Annotated in this window: 16 protein-coding genes; 5 read left to right on the forward strand and 11 right to left on the reverse strand. The window is 53.8% G+C overall.

From position 1 onward, the window contains the following. Window positions 1-163: 163 nt before the first annotated feature. Window positions 164-739: a PhnA domain-containing protein gene (locus MIB40_RS01135; protein WP_249689835.1), complete on the forward strand. Its 576-nt coding sequence runs from the start codon at window positions 164-166 to the stop codon at window positions 737-739. 20 nt (window positions 740-759) lie between these two features. Here the strand turns inward: MIB40_RS01135 and MIB40_RS01140 are convergent, their stop codons facing one another. From MIB40_RS01140 to MIB40_RS01160, 5 genes are all read right to left on the reverse strand, one after another. Next, window positions 760-1518, reverse strand: coding sequence for a lysophospholipid acyltransferase family protein (locus MIB40_RS01140; RefSeq protein WP_249689837.1), 759 nt, complete (start codon window positions 1516-1518; stop codon window positions 760-762). A 2-nt stretch (window positions 1519-1520) separates the two neighbouring features. Further along, window positions 1521-2114 (reverse strand): D-glycero-beta-D-manno-heptose 1,7-bisphosphate 7-phosphatase, encoded by a 594-nt coding sequence (gene gmhB, locus MIB40_RS01145; RefSeq protein ID WP_406566426.1) that lies wholly within the window; start codon window positions 2112-2114, stop codon window positions 1521-1523. 20 nt (window positions 2115-2134) lie between these two features. Continuing rightward, window positions 2135-4237 carry a glycine--tRNA ligase subunit beta gene (gene glyS, locus MIB40_RS01150; RefSeq protein WP_249689841.1) on the reverse strand — a complete coding sequence of 701 codons (2103 nt, stop codon included), beginning with the start codon at window positions 4235-4237 and terminating at the stop codon, window positions 2135-2137. Further along, window positions 4237-5196, reverse strand: a complete 960-nt coding sequence (glyQ, locus tag MIB40_RS01155) for a glycine--tRNA ligase subunit alpha (protein ID WP_249689843.1) — start codon at window positions 5194-5196, stop codon at window positions 4237-4239. The genes glyS and glyQ overlap by 1 nt, the downstream gene beginning before the upstream one ends. Before the next feature lie 160 nt (window positions 5197-5356). Continuing rightward, a complete protein-coding gene (locus tag MIB40_RS01160) occupies window positions 5357-5800 on the reverse strand; it encodes a YtoQ family protein (protein WP_249689844.1) in 444 nt (147 codons plus the stop codon). Window positions 5801-6042: 242 nt separating this feature from the next. Between MIB40_RS01160 and acuI the strand changes: the two genes are divergently transcribed. Then, a complete protein-coding gene (gene acuI / locus MIB40_RS01165) occupies window positions 6043-7038 on the forward strand; it encodes an acrylyl-CoA reductase (NADPH) (protein WP_249689846.1) in 996 nt (331 codons plus the stop codon). Between the two features lie 120 nt (window positions 7039-7158). On the opposite strand, the gene MIB40_RS01170 is transcribed toward acuI, so the two are convergent. Next, a complete protein-coding gene (locus tag MIB40_RS01170) occupies window positions 7159-7896 on the reverse strand; it encodes an SDR family oxidoreductase (protein ID WP_249689848.1) in 738 nt (245 codons plus the stop codon). 308 nt (window positions 7897-8204) lie between these two features. On the opposite strand from MIB40_RS01170, the gene MIB40_RS01175 reads away from it, so the two are divergent. Genes MIB40_RS01175 through MIB40_RS01185 form a run of 3 tightly spaced genes read left to right on the forward strand, consistent with a single transcriptional unit; the run spans window position 8205 to window position 11053 of the window. Then, entirely contained in the window at window positions 8205-9173 is a 969-nt protein-coding gene (locus MIB40_RS01175) for a TRAP transporter substrate-binding protein (RefSeq protein ID WP_249689850.1), read from the forward strand. A 51-nt stretch (window positions 9174-9224) separates the two neighbouring features. Beyond that, window positions 9225-9746 (forward strand): TRAP transporter small permease, encoded by a 522-nt coding sequence (locus MIB40_RS01180; protein ID WP_249689852.1) that lies wholly within the window; start codon window positions 9225-9227, stop codon window positions 9744-9746. Then, complete coding sequence (locus tag MIB40_RS01185) at window positions 9746-11053, forward strand: TRAP transporter large permease (protein ID WP_249689853.1); 1308 nt, start codon at window positions 9746-9748, stop codon at window positions 11051-11053. The genes MIB40_RS01180 and MIB40_RS01185 overlap by 1 nt, the downstream gene beginning before the upstream one ends. A gap of 60 nt (window positions 11054-11113) precedes the next feature. Here MIB40_RS01185 and MIB40_RS01190 read toward each other — a convergent pair whose 3' ends face one another. The 5 genes from MIB40_RS01190 to fmt form a co-directional block, all read right to left on the reverse strand. Further along, window positions 11114-11671: a class I SAM-dependent methyltransferase gene (locus MIB40_RS01190; protein ID WP_249689855.1), complete on the reverse strand. Its 558-nt coding sequence runs from the start codon at window positions 11669-11671 to the stop codon at window positions 11114-11116. A 16-nt stretch (window positions 11672-11687) separates the two neighbouring features. Next, window positions 11688-13136 carry a TrkH family potassium uptake protein gene (locus MIB40_RS01195; RefSeq protein ID WP_249689858.1) on the reverse strand — a complete coding sequence of 483 codons (1449 nt, stop codon included), beginning with the start codon at window positions 13134-13136 and terminating at the stop codon, window positions 11688-11690. Between the two features lie 12 nt (window positions 13137-13148). Then, entirely contained in the window at window positions 13149-14522 is a 1374-nt protein-coding gene (gene trkA / locus MIB40_RS01200; protein WP_249689860.1) for a Trk system potassium transporter TrkA, read from the reverse strand. A 112-nt stretch (window positions 14523-14634) separates the two neighbouring features. Next, window positions 14635-15945, reverse strand: a complete 1311-nt coding sequence (gene rsmB, locus MIB40_RS01205; RefSeq protein WP_249689862.1) for a 16S rRNA (cytosine(967)-C(5))-methyltransferase RsmB — start codon at window positions 15943-15945, stop codon at window positions 14635-14637. A gap of 3 nt (window positions 15946-15948) precedes the next feature. Further along, the gene (gene fmt, locus MIB40_RS01210; RefSeq protein ID WP_249689864.1) at window positions 15949-16899 is read right to left on the reverse strand and encodes a methionyl-tRNA formyltransferase; all 951 of its coding nucleotides are present in this window, start codon (window positions 16897-16899) and stop codon (window positions 15949-15951) included. Between the last annotated feature and the right edge of the window lie 6 nt (window positions 16900-16905).

The raw sequence follows: 16905 nt of genomic DNA on the forward strand, positions 1-16905 counted from the left end.
TGATTAAGCGTTATTGATGTGACGGTCCTGGTAAAGCGCTCCAAGTTCGGGGCGCTTTTTTTTGAAGAACGAAAAGTGTTGATACTGGTTTGGTGGTGGGTAAAGGTTATCCGTGAACTGGCCAGTCCTCTATAATTCGTGATTTTTCATATGGGTAAAATTTATGTCAACCGAAGCTGAATTGCAGGCTCGAAGTGAATCCCGGTGTGAGCTCTGTACCTCAACCGATAGCCTTCAGGTTTATCCTGTCCCCCCGACATCCAATGGCACGGCTGCGCAATCGGTCTTAGTATGTGCCACCTGCAGTGAACAGCTGGATAACCCGGAGCGCATCAATGCAAACCATTGGCGTTGTCTGAATGACAGTATGTGGAGTCAGGTGCCAGCGGTTCAGGTGTTGGCCTGGCGCATGTTGCATCGGCTTCGATCGGAGGGTTGGCCGCAGGATCTTCTGGATATGCTGTACCTGGACGAAGAAACCCTGGCCTGGGCCAAAGCAGAGAATGAAGCAGGGGCTGAGGAAACGGTTGTCCATAAGGATTGCAACGGAGTGTCGCTGGCGGCGGGTGACACGGTTACCCTGACCAAGGATCTGACCGTAAAAGGGGCCGGTTTTACGGCCAAGCGAGGGACAGCCGTCAGAGGTATTTCACTGGTTCAGGACAATCAGGAACAGATTGAAGGTCGCGTGAATGGTCAGCGAATTGTTATCCTGACCAGGTTTGTAAAACGCTCCTAGCAAGCTGTTAAAGCTCCGGATTAGCCTTGCTGCTCGTTGAGTACGCCGGGTGCGGGCTGGTTATGATCCAGGCCTTCGAGGGTACTGTGGATCCAGTTTTCCGCTTCGACAGTAATCTGTTTACTGTTTTTACCTTCGCAGTCGATCAGTGGCCCGATAACAACATCAATGGTGCCGGGCTGCTTGATCCATGCCCCCTTGCCAGGCCAGCAATGACCGGCGTTATGGGCAATCGGTAAGACCGGCTTGCCACTGCGTGTCGCCATCGCAGCTGCGCCCTGAGTAAAGCGCCCTGGGTGGCCGGCGGGTTTACGGGTTCCTTCAGGGAAAACCAAAACCCAGACATCATCTTTTAAATAATCTGTTCCAATTTGGATAATCTTCAAAAGGGCTTTCTTGGGGTTACCTCTATCGATGGGGATGGCGCCCAACAAGCGGAACGCCCAGCCGAAAAAGGGAATCAGCATCAGCTCTTGCTTTACCACTGTCGCTTGAGGGGTAAACAGGGTTTGCAGGAAAAAGGTTTCCCAGGTGCTTTGGTGATTGGCAGCAATAACGGCGGGAACCTCAGGAATGTTTTCCTGGCCATGAATCCGATAACGGATACCGCAGATATAGCGGCAGAGCAGCATGGAGCCTTTGCCATAGGGAGTAACAAAGCGAGTATGGCGCTGCTTCTTGGGAACTACTGGTGAAAAAATGATAACGCAGCAGGAGATAAACACAGTCCATAGGCTAAGTAACAGGTAAAACAGCAATGTTCGAACCAGAGAGACCATGCTTAACAGCACTCCTTTGCTAACAGCGCGGTAGAGAAGGCTTCTAGGCTATCGTAAACCTGAGCTTGATCCAATAACGAATCTCCCTTTGCGAGAGTTCGTTCACCCTTACCGGTACGAACCAAAACTGGTAGTGAGCCCTTACTGACCCCTGCCTGTAAGTCCCGTAAGGAGTCGCCTACCATATAACTGCCTTTGGCACTGACACCCAGAGCCTGCTCGATGGTATCGATAAGGCCACTGGCTGGCTTGCGACAGGCACAGCCGTCATCCGGTGCGTGTGGGCAATAAGCAATGTGGTCGATGGAGCCCCCGGCGGCTTCGACCAGAGCAACCAACCGCTGATGCATGGCATCAAGGTCGGATTGCTGAAAATAGCCGCGACCCAATCCCGACTGGTTGGTGGCAATAGCAATGCTGTAACCAGCCTGACTGAGCTTTGCGATGGCCTCGATGCTGCCGGGAATAGGGATCCATTCCGCCAGTGATTTCACATAGTCATCGGAGTCCTGATTAATAACACCGTCACGATCAAGAATGATAAGAGCCATATCAGTACCTCTGAGCCATCGGGATTTTCCGCTGAGCCACCCGATATAGGGCGGCTCGCGTGAAACTACAACAGAGAGATGTCAGCCACTTCAAGAAACAGGTTTCTTAGCTGTCGCAGGAGCGCATGGCGGTTACGGCGAACTTTGTCATCTTCGGCGTTGACCAGTACGGCGTCAAAAAAGCTATCCACAGGTTCCTTAAGCACCGAAAGAGATACTAGAACCTGTTGGAAATCACCGTTTCTAAGCAGCGGAGCCACCTCGGATTGCTTTTCACGCAGCGTATCGTATAGCGCTTGTTCTGCGCCCTGCTCCAACAGATCCGGGTCAATTTCGGATGGTAGGTTGGCATCCTGGGCTTTGGCCAGAATGTTGGAGACCCGCTTGTTAGCAGCGGCCAAGGTGCTGGAGGCATCCAGTGAGCGAAAATGATTTACCGCGTTCACGCGCTGATCAAATTCAAGCGGATTGGTTGGGGACAGGGCTCGAACGGCAAGGAAAACTTCGACATCGATACCTTGATCCTGGTACCAGGATCGGAAGCGCTCGAGCATAAACTCAAGGATGCTATCCACAAGTTTATCGACAGTGTTATCCACAGTTGGATCGGAGGGTAACTGGATGCCAGCCTGCTGGTAAGCCTCGACGCAATGGTAAAGCACGGGACGCAAGTCGAAAGACAGCTCCTTTTCCACCAGAATACGTAACACTCCCAGAGTCGCACGACGCAGGGCGAAGGGATCACGATTACCGGAAGGCGGCTGACCAATACCAAAAATGCCCACCAGGGTATCCAGCTTATCGGCCAAAGAAACAGCGCAGCCGATCAGGGTCTCGGGCAGTTGATCTCCGGCAAAGCGTGGCAGGTACTGTTCGAATTGAGCAGCGCAAACATCACTATGTTCGCCGTCATGGCGCGCATAGTATTGCCCCATGGTGCCTTGCAGATCGGCAAATTCGAGCACCATGTCGGAGGGCAAATCCGCTTTACTGAGTTCACCGGCACGACGCGCATGGTGCGTGTCAGCATCAATCAAACTGGCGATTTGTGCAGCAATGGAACCAATACGCTGGGTTTTGTCGTACAGACTGCCGAGCTTGGCCTGGAAAACAACGGGCTTTAGGCGTTCTCGCTTGTCAGCCAGGCTGGTTTTCAAATCATTGTCGTAGAAGAACTTGGCGTCGGCCAAACGAGGGCGAATGACCTTTTCATTGCCACTAATAACCTGCTGTGGATCCTTACTTTCGATGTTGCTGATCGTTATAAAGTGAGGAAGCAGTGCCCCGGTATCATCGACCATGTGGAAATACTTCTGGTGCTCTTTCATCGACGACACCAGGGATTCAGCAGGGACTTTGAGGAATTCGTCGTCGAAACGACCCATTAAAGCAACCGGCCACTCCACTAGCGCTGTGACTTCGTCGAGCAAATCGTCACTGACAACGGCTCTGGCTTTAATACTGGCAGCAACCTCTTCGACCTGCTTTTGGATCAGGCTTTGGCGTTCATCAAAATCAGCTATGACATAACCAGTATTGCGCAATAGATCGACATACTCTGCGGCGTTAGCCAGGCTGATGCTTTGGTTGAAATGAAAGCGATGCCCACGGGTTTCACGACCAGAGCGCAGTCCCAGCAACTCGCAGTCGATCACTTCGGAGCCGTACAACATAACCAACCAATGCACGGGGCGAACAAACTCGGTACGGGAATCGCCCCAACGCATGCGCTTGGGGATAGGCAGTTGCGTCAGGGATTGATCAACAATATCGGGCAGGAGAGCCGCAGTGGGTTGTCCAGGCGTTACGGACTTGTAAACCAGCCAGGCACCCTTACCCTGCTCCAGAGTTTCCAGTTCGGAGACTTCAACACCACAGGAACGGGCGAATCCCTGCGCAGCTTTGGTCGGGTTACCGTCGGCATCAAAGGCGGCCTGTACTGCCGGGCCTTTGCGTTCCACTGCCTGATCTTCCTGCTCGCTGGCGAGGCCTGTGATCTGAACGGCCAGACGGCGAGGAGCCGCATAGCTTTTGATGGCCTCATAACCGAGTCCAGCCTGTTTTAGGCCCTCTTCAATACCCCGGGTGAAAGCTGTGGAGAGTTTACGTAGCGCTTTTGGGGGTAACTCTTCGGTACCCAGTTCTACCAGAAAATCCTGAGCGGCCATTACTTCTCCTCCTGAGCGCTGTCGAGCTTGGCGAGTACTTCCTGACGAATATGTTCATCGGCGAGCGGGAATCCGAGTTGCTGGCGGGTGTTGAAGTAGCCTTGGGCAACAGCGCGAGCCAGGGTTCGAACACGTAAAATATAGCGCTGGCGTTCGGTAACAGAGATGGCATGGCGAGCATCGAGCAAGTTAAAGGTGTGGGAGGCCTTGAGTACATATTCATAAGCGGGTAGCGGTAGATTGTTTTCAACCAGCTTGGCACTTTGCTGCTCAAAGAAATCGAATTGGCGGAACAGCTCGTCGGTGTCGGCGTGTTCGAAGTTAAAGGTCGACATCTCGACCTCATTTTGATGAAACACATCGCCGTAAGTGACTTTACCCTGAGGCCCGTCGGTCCAGATCAGGTCATAGACGCTATCGACTCCCTGAATATACATGGCGATGCGTTCGAGACCATAAGTGATCTCTCCGGTTACCGGGTAGCACTCGAGGCCGCCGGCCTGCTGAAAATAAGTAAACTGGGTGACTTCCATGCCATTGAGCCAGACTTCCCAGCCCAGACCCCAGGCACCCAGAGTAGGTGATTCCCAGTTATCCTCAACGAAGCGAACGTCGTGGACCAGGGGATCAATGCCCATCTCTTTCAGAGAACCCAGGTAGAGTTCCTGCAGATTGTCCGGTGAGGGCTTTATTACGGCCTGAAACTGGTAGTAGTGCTGGAGTCGATTGGGGTTTTCGCCGTAGCGGCCATCGGTAGGACGACGGCTGGGCTGCACGTAGGCAGCACTCCAGCGCTCGGGACCAATGGCACGAAGAAACGTTGCAGGGTGGAAGGTACCGGCGCCCACTTCCATATCGAGTGGTTGCTGGATAACACAGCCTTGTTTGGCCCAGTAATTTTGCAGGGTCAGTATCAGCCCCTGAAAGGTACTTACCTCGGGTGTCGATTCGTAGGACACGTGGATTCCCCAATCTATTCAGAATTTCCGCTCAATCGGGCTGAGCGGATGACGAAAAATGGGCCGAATTATACCCTGTTACGATATGGGAAATACAGATGAGCTGGGGATTTGCGGGCGGTTACTGCGGGGCCTGTTAGCTAGCCCCGCAAGCAAGATATCAAGGCTGGCAGATATAGCTGAGAATATCGACAACCTGCTGGGGGGTTTCGGTCACGGCCATGGCCTGGGCATCGACCTCTTTCAGCGGATGAGTGAGCTCGGGTGAATGCATCACGATCAGTTGTTTGCCCATGGCAACGGCTTGACCCGCATCGAAGGCGGCATTCCATTGCTTGTACTTATCGCCAAAACGAACCACCACAATATCGGATTGTTGCAGCATATTATTGGTGCGAATGGCGTTAATCTTGCTGGCTTTGTGGTCCTTCCAGAAGGGTTTTTCCTCATCGCCCAGTATGCGAACCCCGACTTCATCACTGGCCTCATGGTTGGTAACGGGAGAAAAAAGTGAGATCGGAAGGCCTGCAGCCTCGACACCAGCACTGATCTGTTCACGCCAGTCGGTGTGAATTTCACCGGAAAGATAGACGATGTACTCCATGATAATACCTGCACAATGTGGGGAGAGACGAAAATCATAGAGTAAAAACCATAGGTTGCAAGCGGATCGCAGGGCTTGATGGGTCAAAAGAGAACATCGAAAGCTGATGGATGTCCGTGCAAACACCTGTTAGTGCTTGGGCTATGGTCTGATGGTGCGTATGGTTAAGCGACTGCAATATATTTACTGATGAAATGGTGTTGATTAATAGAATCTGAAAATAACCTCAGGAGAAGATCGCAATGAGCCCTACCCCCTTTAAAGCATTGGTACTGACTCAGCAGGAAGGTAACACCAGGGCCAAGGTCGAACGCTTGAATCCGACTGATCTTCCGGAAGAGGAAGTCTTGCTGGAGGTTGAGTATTCAAGCCTGAACTACAAAGATGCGTTGGCCATTACCGGCACCGGTAAGATCGTACGCCAATGGCCAATGGTGCCGGGGATCGACCTGGCGGGCACTGTTGTAGAGTCGGGAAATCCGGAATACGCCCCCGGCAACCAGGTAGTATTAACCGGCTGGGGGGTAGGAGAACAGTTTTGGGGAGGTTACAGCCAACAACAAAGGGTGAAGGCCGAGTGGCTGGTGCCCCTCCCTAATGGCATAACACCCAGGCAGTCCATGACAATCGGTACCGCCGGATTAACGGCAATGCTGTGCGTGATGGCACTGGAAGATGCTGGCCTGACGCCAGAGAGCGGAACCATTGTGGTCAGTGGGGCAGCCGGGGGGGTGGGTAGCGTTGCAATTGCCATTCTGGCCAAGCTAGGTTTCAAGGTGGCGGCGATTACCGGTCGTGAATCAACCCACGACTACCTGCGCGCCCTGGGTGCGTCCGAACTATTGAGCCGTGAAGAGATGGCGGCGGCCCCCAGGGCGTTGGAAAAACAACGCTGGGCCGGTGGTATCGATACCGTGGGTGACACGATTTTGGCTCGGATTATCGCGGAAACCGATTACAACGGTGCCGTTGCAGCCTGTGGCCTGGCTGCTGGCTTCGCACTGCCAACAACCGTGATGCCGTTTATTTTGCGCAATGTTCGCTTGCAAGGGGTCGACTCGGTGATGTGTCCTTTGGGACGGCGTCATCAGGCCTGGGCGCGTTTGGCAAAAGATCTGCCCATGGATCTGTTGGGTGATATGGAACAGGAAGTTGGTCTCGAGGCTTTACCTGGGCTGGCAGAGCAGATGATCAAAGGGCAAGTTCGAGGTAGGACCTTAGTGAATCTAAAACTGTAAGGGTGGAAGCTGGGTCCGGAACTCTGAGAGTCTTAACGTACCCTTTGCCTGCCTGGAGTGGTGCACTAGGCCGCAATAAACATTGATTGCTTCAACAGCCCTGGCCTGAATCGAATGAATTCAAGCCAGGGCACCGTTGGCGCCGATGATTTGCCCACTGATCCAGCCACTGTGTTCGCAAGCCAGGAATTGCACGATCGGGACGATATCATCGGGCTTGCCCAGACGACCCATAGGTTGAGCGCCGGCAATCGCCTCAATGACCTGGTCGCTTTTACCTTGTCGAAACAGCTCCGTGTCAACGGCACTCGGGGCTACAGCGTTAACCGTAATGCCTTTGGCTGCCAGTTCTTTGGCAAGAATTGGCACAAGATGATCGACGACACCCTTGCTGGTTGCGTAGCCCCCATAACCGGGGCTGTGGATCCGGTTGACTGTGGTGGACAGAGCAATGATACGACCGTTATTGACGACCCGTCGTGCGGCCTCCCTGAGTACCAAAAATGCACCCTGACCATTAATTCGGTGCAGGCGCTGAAACTCCGCTAGTGCAAGATCGGTGGTAGCAATAAGGCCGTTGCTATTAACCCCGGCGTTTTGTACCACGGCATGGATGTCGCCGAAGTGATGTTGTGTTTGATCAAACAGGGCCAGGACCTGCTGTTCGTCGCTGATATCGGCACAAAGGGCCAGGGCTTTAACGTTGCGTTGTTGCAGTAGCGAACACAGCTGTTGAGCCGGCTCAGGGTCGTGGGCGAAGTGCACGACAACCTGTGAAAAATCATCGGCCAGGGTTTCAATAATGGCTCGACCGATACCTCGTGAGGCGCCGGTGACAAGGAGTGTTCGTTGGCTCATCAGCTGTACTCCGGGGATAAGTGGAAGCGATAGGGCTGTGGGTAAGGGCAATGCCCTGAGCGGAATGCCCTGTGATAACAGAAAGCCAAGGCAAAAGAAACTTGCAACAGGGTTGCCAATTACGTCGATTATAAAGTGAGATACTATTGCCTTTACCCGTAGATAAACGTCAGTATGGCAGTAGCCTGCAGTCGTAAGTAAGGAGTATCGACAAGCTAGGGAGCATGGCCTAGGATCATTACTCTGTTGCGCAGTAGTAGGAATTCGACAGAAACAATAAACACAATAAGACAGTTGGAGTAACCTCAATGATCAAACACTCTCTCAGTGCGATAGCTCTGTTAAGTGGTTTACTGGCAACCACCGTATCGGCTGCGCAATGGCATATGCCGACGCCCTATGGCGATGCAAACCTACCCACAAAAATCGCTTATCAGTTTGCGCAGGAGATCAAGGCCAACACGGGTGGTGAGCTGGATATAAAGGTTCATTCCGGTGCTTCCTTAATCAAACATCCGGAAATCCCCCGAGCGGTTCGTACCGGGCAAGTACAGATGGGCGAGATTTTTATCGGCATTATGGGCAACACCCATCCGGTGTTTAAACACGATAATATTCCATTTTTAGCCACCTCGTACGATGATGCGGAACGCTTGTGGGCGGCGGCCAAACCCGAGGTGGAAAAGCAACTGGCGAAAGAGGGAATGACCCTCTTGTATACCGTTGCCTGGCCTGCTCAGAGCCTCTACACCAAAGCGCCTGTTACTAATTTAGCCGACCTAAAAGGGCTGAAAATGCGCGCTTACAGTCCCTCTACTTCCCGTTTGGCCGTGTTGATGGATACCACACCAACCACGGTACAGGTACCCGAAATTCCCCAGGCGTTCAGTACGGGGATCATCGATGCCATGATCACTTCTCCCTCGACAGGCGTTAACGGTCAGGCCTGGGATTACCTTTCCGATTTCACCGATGTGCGCGCGTGGATTCCGAAAAACGTTGTGGTCGCCAACAGCAAGTCTTTTAAACGCCTGGATAAGAAAACCCAACAGGTGATCCGTGACGCGGCGGCCAAAGCCGAAGCCGAAGGTTGGAAAAAAGTAAGGATTCAGGCAAAGAAAGACACCAAAGCCCTGGCGGAAAATGGCATCAAGGTAAGCCAACCATCCCCCGAACTGATGTCTGAATTGAGCATCATTGGGGAGGTTATGGTGAAAGAGTGGCAGCAGGAATCTGGCCCTGAAATTACCGACATCTTGAACAACTACGCACAGTAAGTCACCCAACCGGTTTGCCATTCCGGCCAGCCGGTTTGTTGAGGATGATCCATGCCCAGCTTACGGGATAAGTTGTATCTGACATCCGGATATCTGTCCGGATTTTGTATCGTCGCCATCACGTTGATTATTGTCGCGCAAATTGTTGGCCGCTTACTGGGCATGATCGTTCCTTCGGCGGAAGACTTTTCCGGCTATTTCCTGGCGGCAGCGACCTTTTTGGGCTTGGCCTATACCTTTCGAGAGGGAGGGCATATACGGGTTAATCTGGTGATTCGCTGGTTGCCGCCGGGACTGAGGCGTCTCCAGGAAAGTGCGGTATTGCTGAGTGCATTGTTGCTGTCGATGTATATGTCCTATTACTGCTGCTACATGGTCTGGGAATCCTATATCTTCGAAGAGGTTTCCTACGGCTATATTGCAATCCCGATCTGGATTCCCCAGGTGCCGGTTGCCTTGGGCACCCTGGCTCTTACCCTGGCCATCGCAGATGCCTTGTATGGCGTAGTTTGTGGCCAGAAAGCACAATATCTGCAGCGTGAAGACGACAACACTAATCTGGAAGAGATTTGATGGATACGGCAGTACTCTCTCTGGTGTTGATTATTAGCATGCTGCTGATGCTGGCCTGTGGACTCTGGGTGGCACTATCTCTGGTGGGCGTGGCGCTTATCGGCATGCTGTTAGCGGGTAATGAGCAGATAGGCCTGCTGTTTGCCACATCTACCTGGGGGGCTTCTACCGGTTGGTCTTTGACCGCATTGCCGTTGTTTATCTGGATGGGGGAAATACTCTTTCGAACCCGGTTGTCGGAGGACCTGTTCAAAGGGTTGTCGCCCTGGTTGAATGCCCTGCCCGGTCAACTATTGCATGTGAATGTATTGAGTTGTGGCATATTTGCTGCCGTTTCAGGCTCGTCCGCTGCTACCGCAGCAACCATTGGTCGAATGACGTTGCCGGAACTCAAAGCCAGAGGTTACAGCGACCGCATGGCTGTGGGCACCCTGGCCGGTTCCGGCACGCTTGGGCTGTTGATTCCGCCATCTATCATTCTTATTGTCTATGGCGTGGCAGCCGAAGTATCGATAAGTCGGCTGTTTATAGCGGGTGCCCTGCCCGGCTTGTTATTGATTGTGTTGTTTATGGGTTACACCATGTTCTGGTCGTTATTGAATAGTGACCAGCTGCCGGCGAGAGAGCGAACCCGAATACCCCTGGCTTCCCGGATAAAGGCCCTGCGTCAGCTATTGCCCATAGTTTTGCTGATCGCCTTCGTGTTGGGCTCTATCTATGGCGGCCTGACCACGCCAACAGAGGCGGCAGCATTGGGTGTGCTGGGTGCCTTGTTTCTTGCGATGGCAACTGGTGCATTAAGTCTGGAAAGTTTTCAACAAAGTCTTTTAGGTGGCGTAAAAAGCTCCTGCATGATTGGTTTAATTCTGGTCGGTGCCCACTTCCTGACGATTTCAATGGGTTTCCTGGGAATTCCACGGGCATTAGCCGAATGGATCGGCATGCTGTCGCTGTCGCCTCTGGAGCTGTTGATCTATCTGACGGTGCTGTTTGTCATCCTGGGTTGCTTCCTGGATGGAATTTCCGTAGTGGTGCTGACCACCGCTGTGGTGTTGCCGATGGTGCAGCAAGCGGGCATCGATCTGCTCTGGTTTGGTATTTATATTGTACTGGTGGTCGAGATGTCCCAGATCACGCCGCCGGTCGGGTTTAATCTGTTTGTGATTCAGGCTCTGACTGGGAAGGATATTCTTTACGTAGCACGAGCCGCTCTGCCCTTTTTCCTGCTAATTTTGTTGGCGGTGCTGCTAATCACCTGGTTTCCTGAGATTGCGACCTACCTGCCAACCACGATGACGCAACGTTAGCAAAGCCTGGAGAAAGCGCCGGGAAGATAACGCCTTTGGTACTTGTGACAACGCATTGAGTTACAGGGACGGCTTTTGTGCGATCAACTGGCCCATATCGCGCTGCCCCCGACTCAGGTCACCGCAGTCGCCTTCTTCGCGATAGAAACGCACATCGAGGTGGGGAAACAGCGTTAACAGTTCACTAGGCGCCAGCAAATAATCCGGATTCGAAGGTCCCTTATCGGATTGTTTGAGCTGATGCCAGGTTTGGTAGAAAAGCACACCGCCTGGATTGAGTGCACTTTGAATCCAGTGGCACAGGGGGCGATAAAGATAGTGAGCAACCACTATCACATCAAAATGGACCAGCGGTGGAGTGACCGATTCAAGGTCGATCTGGCGGCTGGCTACCAACCCGGCTGAAAACTCCTCCACTCGCTTGATGGCTTCAGCGGAGCAGTCCCAGGCCTCTACCGTCAATCCCTGTTGATTGAGTAGCAGGGCATTGGCGCCCAGGCCGCAAGCGAGATCCAGGGCACGACCCTTGGCCGGAAGAAGATGCAGGTTCTCAGCGAGTAATTCGCAGGCGGTGCCGGGTTCGCTGGCCTGTTGGTATCGTTGATCCCATTTATTCATGGAGCCTCCTATCGGCCTAGCGCCGCCAGAACATGGGGGTAAACAGAACCAGCAGGGTAAAGATCTCGAGTCGACCGAGCAACATGGCGAAACTGAGAATCCACTTGGAACTGTCGGGGAGTTCAGCGTAGGTCATCGAGGCATCACCTAACGCCGGGCCCAGGTTATTCATGCAGGATGCGACGGTAGAAAATGCGGTAGGAAGATCCAGGCCGGTCGCGATCAAAGCCAAAAACAGCAAAATAAAGATAAACACGTAGGCGGAGAAAAATCCCCAGACCGCTTCACCAACACGATCGGGAACCGCCTTACGCCCCAGCTTGATGGGAATCACAGCGTTCGGGTGCAGCATTCGGGTAATTTCCCGGACCCCCTGACGATAGATCAGCAGTACTCGAATCACTTTCATGCCACCGCCGGTGGAGCCCGCGCAGGCCCCTGCAAAACTGGTTAGGAACAGCAGATAGGCCAGAAAGGTGGGCCATACGGAGAAATCGGTGGTGCTAAAACCGGTGGTTGTCGCGATCGAGACCACCTCGAAAATACCGTATTGGATCGACTCCCCAAAGCCATAGGTGCCGCTGATACTGAGTACCAGCACGGCGATCAGTGAAACCCCACCCAGAATCACAAAATAGGCCACCACCTCCGGGTCATGAAGGTAATGTCCGAGCTGTCGATGGCGCCAGGCAAAGAAGTGCAATGAGAAGTTAATGCCGGCAATCAGCATGAAAACGACGGCAATAGCATCGATCGTCGGGCTATTGAAGTAACCAATACTCGCATCGTGGGTCGAAAAGCCACCGATGGCGATAGTTGAAAAACTGTGACTGACGGCATCGAAAAGATCCATACCGGCGGCCCAGTAGGCCACCGCGCAGGCGGTCGTAAGGCTGAGATAGAGATACCAGAGCGCCTTGGCGGTTTCGGTAATACGGGGAGTCAGTTTGGCGTCTTTAACCGGGCCTGGAGTTTCGGCGCGATACAGTTGCATGCCACCGATACCGAGCATGGGCAGAATGGCCACTGCCAGCACGATGATGCCCATGCCCCCGAGCCATTGCAGTTGCTGGCGATAGAACAAAATCGATTTGGGAAGTTCGTCGATATTGGTCAGTACCGTGGCGCCGGTTGTGGTCAGCCCGGACATCGATTCGAACACTGCATCGACCACATTGATGGCGGGGTTTTCGTGTAGCATAAACGGCAAGGAACCAAAGCCACTCAGTACCGCCCAGAACAGCACGGTAACCAGAAAGCCGTCACGGGTCCTCAGCTCCTGTCGAACCCGGTAGACTGGTGCCCAGATAATAAAGCCGGTAACCAGGGTGATGACAAAGGCATAGCCGAAGGCTTCGAGATGGGTGTCGTTATAGATCCAGCCGATAAGGAGCGGCGGCAGCATACTGATGCTAAACAGCATTAGTAGCAGACCAAGGATTCGCAAGATGACCGAGAAGTGCATGAATAAGGCTCGTTAGAAGAAGGTCAATCCAACCTGGAACAACTGCTCGACTTCACGAATACGCTTCTTGTCGACCAGAAACAGAATAATGTGGTCCTCGGATTCGATACGGATATGGTCGTGAGCAATCAGTACCTCCTCACCGCGCACAATGGCGCCGATGGTGGTGCCCTGGGGCAGTTTGACCTCGCCAATGGTGCGGCCAACTACCTTGGATGAATTTTCGTCGCCGTGGGCAATGGCCTCGATAGCCTCGGCAGCACCGCGGCGCAGGGAGTGAACATTAACCACATCCCCCCTTCGAACGTGGGTTAACAAACTGCCGATAGTCGCCTGTTGGGGAGAGATAGCGATATCGATCTCCCCCCCCTGAACCAGATCAACATAGGCCGGGTTACTGATCAGCGCCATCACCTTGTGAGCCCCGAGACGCTTGGCCAGCATGGCCGACATGACATTGGCTTCGTCATCATTGGTCAGGGCGCAGAAGATGTCGGTTTCCTCGATATTTTCGGCAACCAGTAACTCCTTGTCCGAAGCGCTGCCGTGGAACACCAGGGCCTTATCGAGGGTTTGGGCAAGCTGTTGGCAGCGCTCCATGCTGCGCTCGATCAATTTGACGTTGTAACGATCTTCGATCGATCGAGCCAGACGCTCCCCTATGTTACCGCCTCCGGCGATAATGACCCGGCTGTAAATGCTATCGAGACGGCGCAACTCACTCATAACGTCACGAATATGGCGGCTGGCAGCGATAAAGAAGACCTCATCGTCGGCTTCGATAACCGTTGAGCCTTCCGGTGTGATGGATTTACCACGACGGAAGATGGCCGCGACGCGCGTGTCTACCGAGGGCATATGTTCGCGTATATAACGCAGCTCCTGACCGACCAGGGGCCCGCCATAGTAGGCGCGGACTGCGACCAGCTGGACTCGTCCATCGGCAAAATCGAGCACTTGCAGGGCGCCGGGTTGTTCGATCAACCGCTTGACGTAATGGGTGACGACCTGTTCTGGGCTGATGATCACATCCACCGGGCAGGCGCCCTTATCGAACAACTCGGGGCGCTTGAGGTAGTCGGGTTGACGGATGCGAGCAATTTTGGTCGGCGTACGAAACAGGGAATAGGCGACCTGGCAGGCAATCATATTGACTTCGTCGCTGTTGGTGACCGCGACCAGCATATCGGCGTCATCCGCCCCGGCCCGGCGCATCACAGAGGGAAAGGAGGCCTTGCCTTCGATCGTACGGATATCCAGTCGGTCCTGCAGTTCCCGCAAACGACCGTTGTCCGTGTCGACCACGGTGATGTCATTCTCTTCACTGGCGAGGTTCTCGGCCAGGGTTCCACCGACCTGACCGGCACCAAGGATGATAATTTTCATGGTCTAATCTGTTGCCTTATTGTTGTCCATATCGGCACGCTGAATTTTATCAAGCAAGCATATCAACTGCTTGTATGTATGCAAGGTGAGTTCGCAGGTAAGTAAGCAATTGCTAACTCGCCAATTCTTTTTTCTTCAAGAGAGCGTAGTAGAAACCGTCATGGCCACCGGGTTGGGGGAATAGCTGTCGTCCGTGGGAATCGGCTTGACCCCAGTTGGCAGTGATGGGAATCTCGACCGCATCCTCTTGCTGGTTCAGGAAGTGACCAACCTGGTCGCTGTTCTCGGCTTTCATTACCGAGCAGGTTGCGTAGAGCAAAAATCCGCCCGGCTTTAGCAGAGGCCAGAGTGCCTGCAAAATCTGTTGCTGGAGCTCCACCAACTGCGCAATATCCTCTCGGCGACGAAGCAGCTTGATATCGGGGTGTCGCCGAATTACACCGGTGCCGCTGCAGGGGGCATCGAGCAAGATGCCATCAAAGGGAGTTTGATCCCACCACTGTTGCGGCTGTGTGCCATCGCCAATGACCAGCTTGGCGGATAGCTTGAGTCGCTCAAGATTTTGCTCAATTCGTTGGGCGCGGACGGCATCTACTTCCAGACAGGTTAGATCCAGGCTGGGTTGCTTCTCCAGTAAATGGCAGCTTTTGCCCCCGGGTGCTGCACAGGCATCGAGGACTCGCCGTTGGGGAGAGAGCGGCAACAGAGTGGCGGCAAGTTGCGCTGCCTCATCCTGAACGCTAATGGCCCCTTGCGCAAAATCCGGCAACGCGGTTGCGTCGCAGGGGGAGGCCAGCGTGATTCCTGATGGAGAGTGTTCACAGGGGTTGGCTTCGTGGCCCGCTTTTCGACTCTGCTCAAGGTATTTCGAACGATCGGTTTGTTGTTGATTGACCCTCAGGGTCATGGGGGGACGCTGGTTATTGGCATTGCTTAGCTCCCGCCATTGTTCGGGCCAGTCCCGTTGCCATTGCTTGATCATCCATTTGGGGTGGGCCGTGGCAGGCACATCGCTACTGGCCAGTTGGGCTTCGATCGATTCCGCTTCCCGTTGATAACGCCTGAGCAGTGCATTGAGCAGTTTTTTGGCCCAGGGTTTTTCAAGAGCGCCGCAGGCGTTGACGGTTTCACTCAGCGCGGCATGAGCCGGGATATTGAGGGATCGTAACTGATACAGGCCTAGCAGGATCAAGGCTTCGATATCGGTGTCTTGTTCGCGCAGCGGTTTGTCGAGCAATATGGAGCTGATCGAGCGCAGGCTGAAATACCAGCGGCAGGTGCCGTAACAAAGTTCGCTGAGCAGGGCGATATTGGCGCTATCAACCTGCTCGGCGGCTTGAGGCAGTGCCTGACCAAGGGATTTTCCCTGGTGGATCACTTTGGCCAGGGCATTTGCTGCCGCAGCACGTACCGGTAGGATCATAAATCAGTCAAAACACTGGTCAACGGCGAGCTGTTCGGCTCGACTGTTGAGTTGATCACGAGCACTGAGCGCTTTGGCACCCGGAAACTGGAGTGTCAATAATCGTAATACCCCGTTGTGGCAGGCGACATCGACCCCCTGCTTGTTGCTGGCCACGATAGTGCCTGGGCTCGCATTCTGGGGTGCGGTAATGGCCTCGGATTCCCAGATGCGCACACGCTCATTGTTGAGCTTTGCATGGCAGACGGGCCAGGGATTGAAGGCACGAACCTGCCTGGCGAGAACATCTGCGTCGAGGGAGAAATCGAGCCGGGCCTCCTGTTTGTCCAGTTTGTGGGCGTAGTTCGCCTGGGCATCATCCTGGCTTTGGGGTTTTGAAGCCCCGGTGCTGATTTCGGCAATCGCCTCGAGCAATGCCGGACCACCGATATCCTGTAGGCGATCGTGCAGATCGCTGGCATTATCGGTTGGCAGGATCGGACATTCGACGGTGACCAGCATATCGCCAGTATCAAGGCCGGCATCCATCTGCATAATGGTGACGCCGCTGTGGCTATCCCCTGCGGCGATGGCGCGCTGAATCGGGGCTGCACCACGCCAGCGGGGGAGTAGTGAGGCGTGAACATTAATGCAACCGTAACGCGGTGTATCCAGCACTATCTGGGGCAGGATCAAGCCGTAGGCGACCACTACCATCAGGTCAGCCTGGTAGCTGGCCAGGGTTTGCTGCGCATCCTGATCTTTCAGGCTTACAGGTTGTTCTACCGGAATCTGGTGTGCAAGAGCAACCGATTTAACCGGGCTCGGGGTCAGTTTGCGACCTCGGCCAGCAGGTCGATCAGGTTGTGTATAAACCCCAACGACCTCATGCTCACTGTCGATCAGGGCACTGAGATGGTGGGCAGCAAATTCGGGAGTGCCGGCAAACAAGATGCGTAAAGGAGCTGTACTCATAAGTCA

This window comes from Aestuariirhabdus haliotis (assembly GCF_023509475.1).
Taxonomy (GTDB): Bacteria; Pseudomonadota; Gammaproteobacteria; order Pseudomonadales; family Aestuariirhabdaceae; genus Aestuariirhabdus; species Aestuariirhabdus haliotis.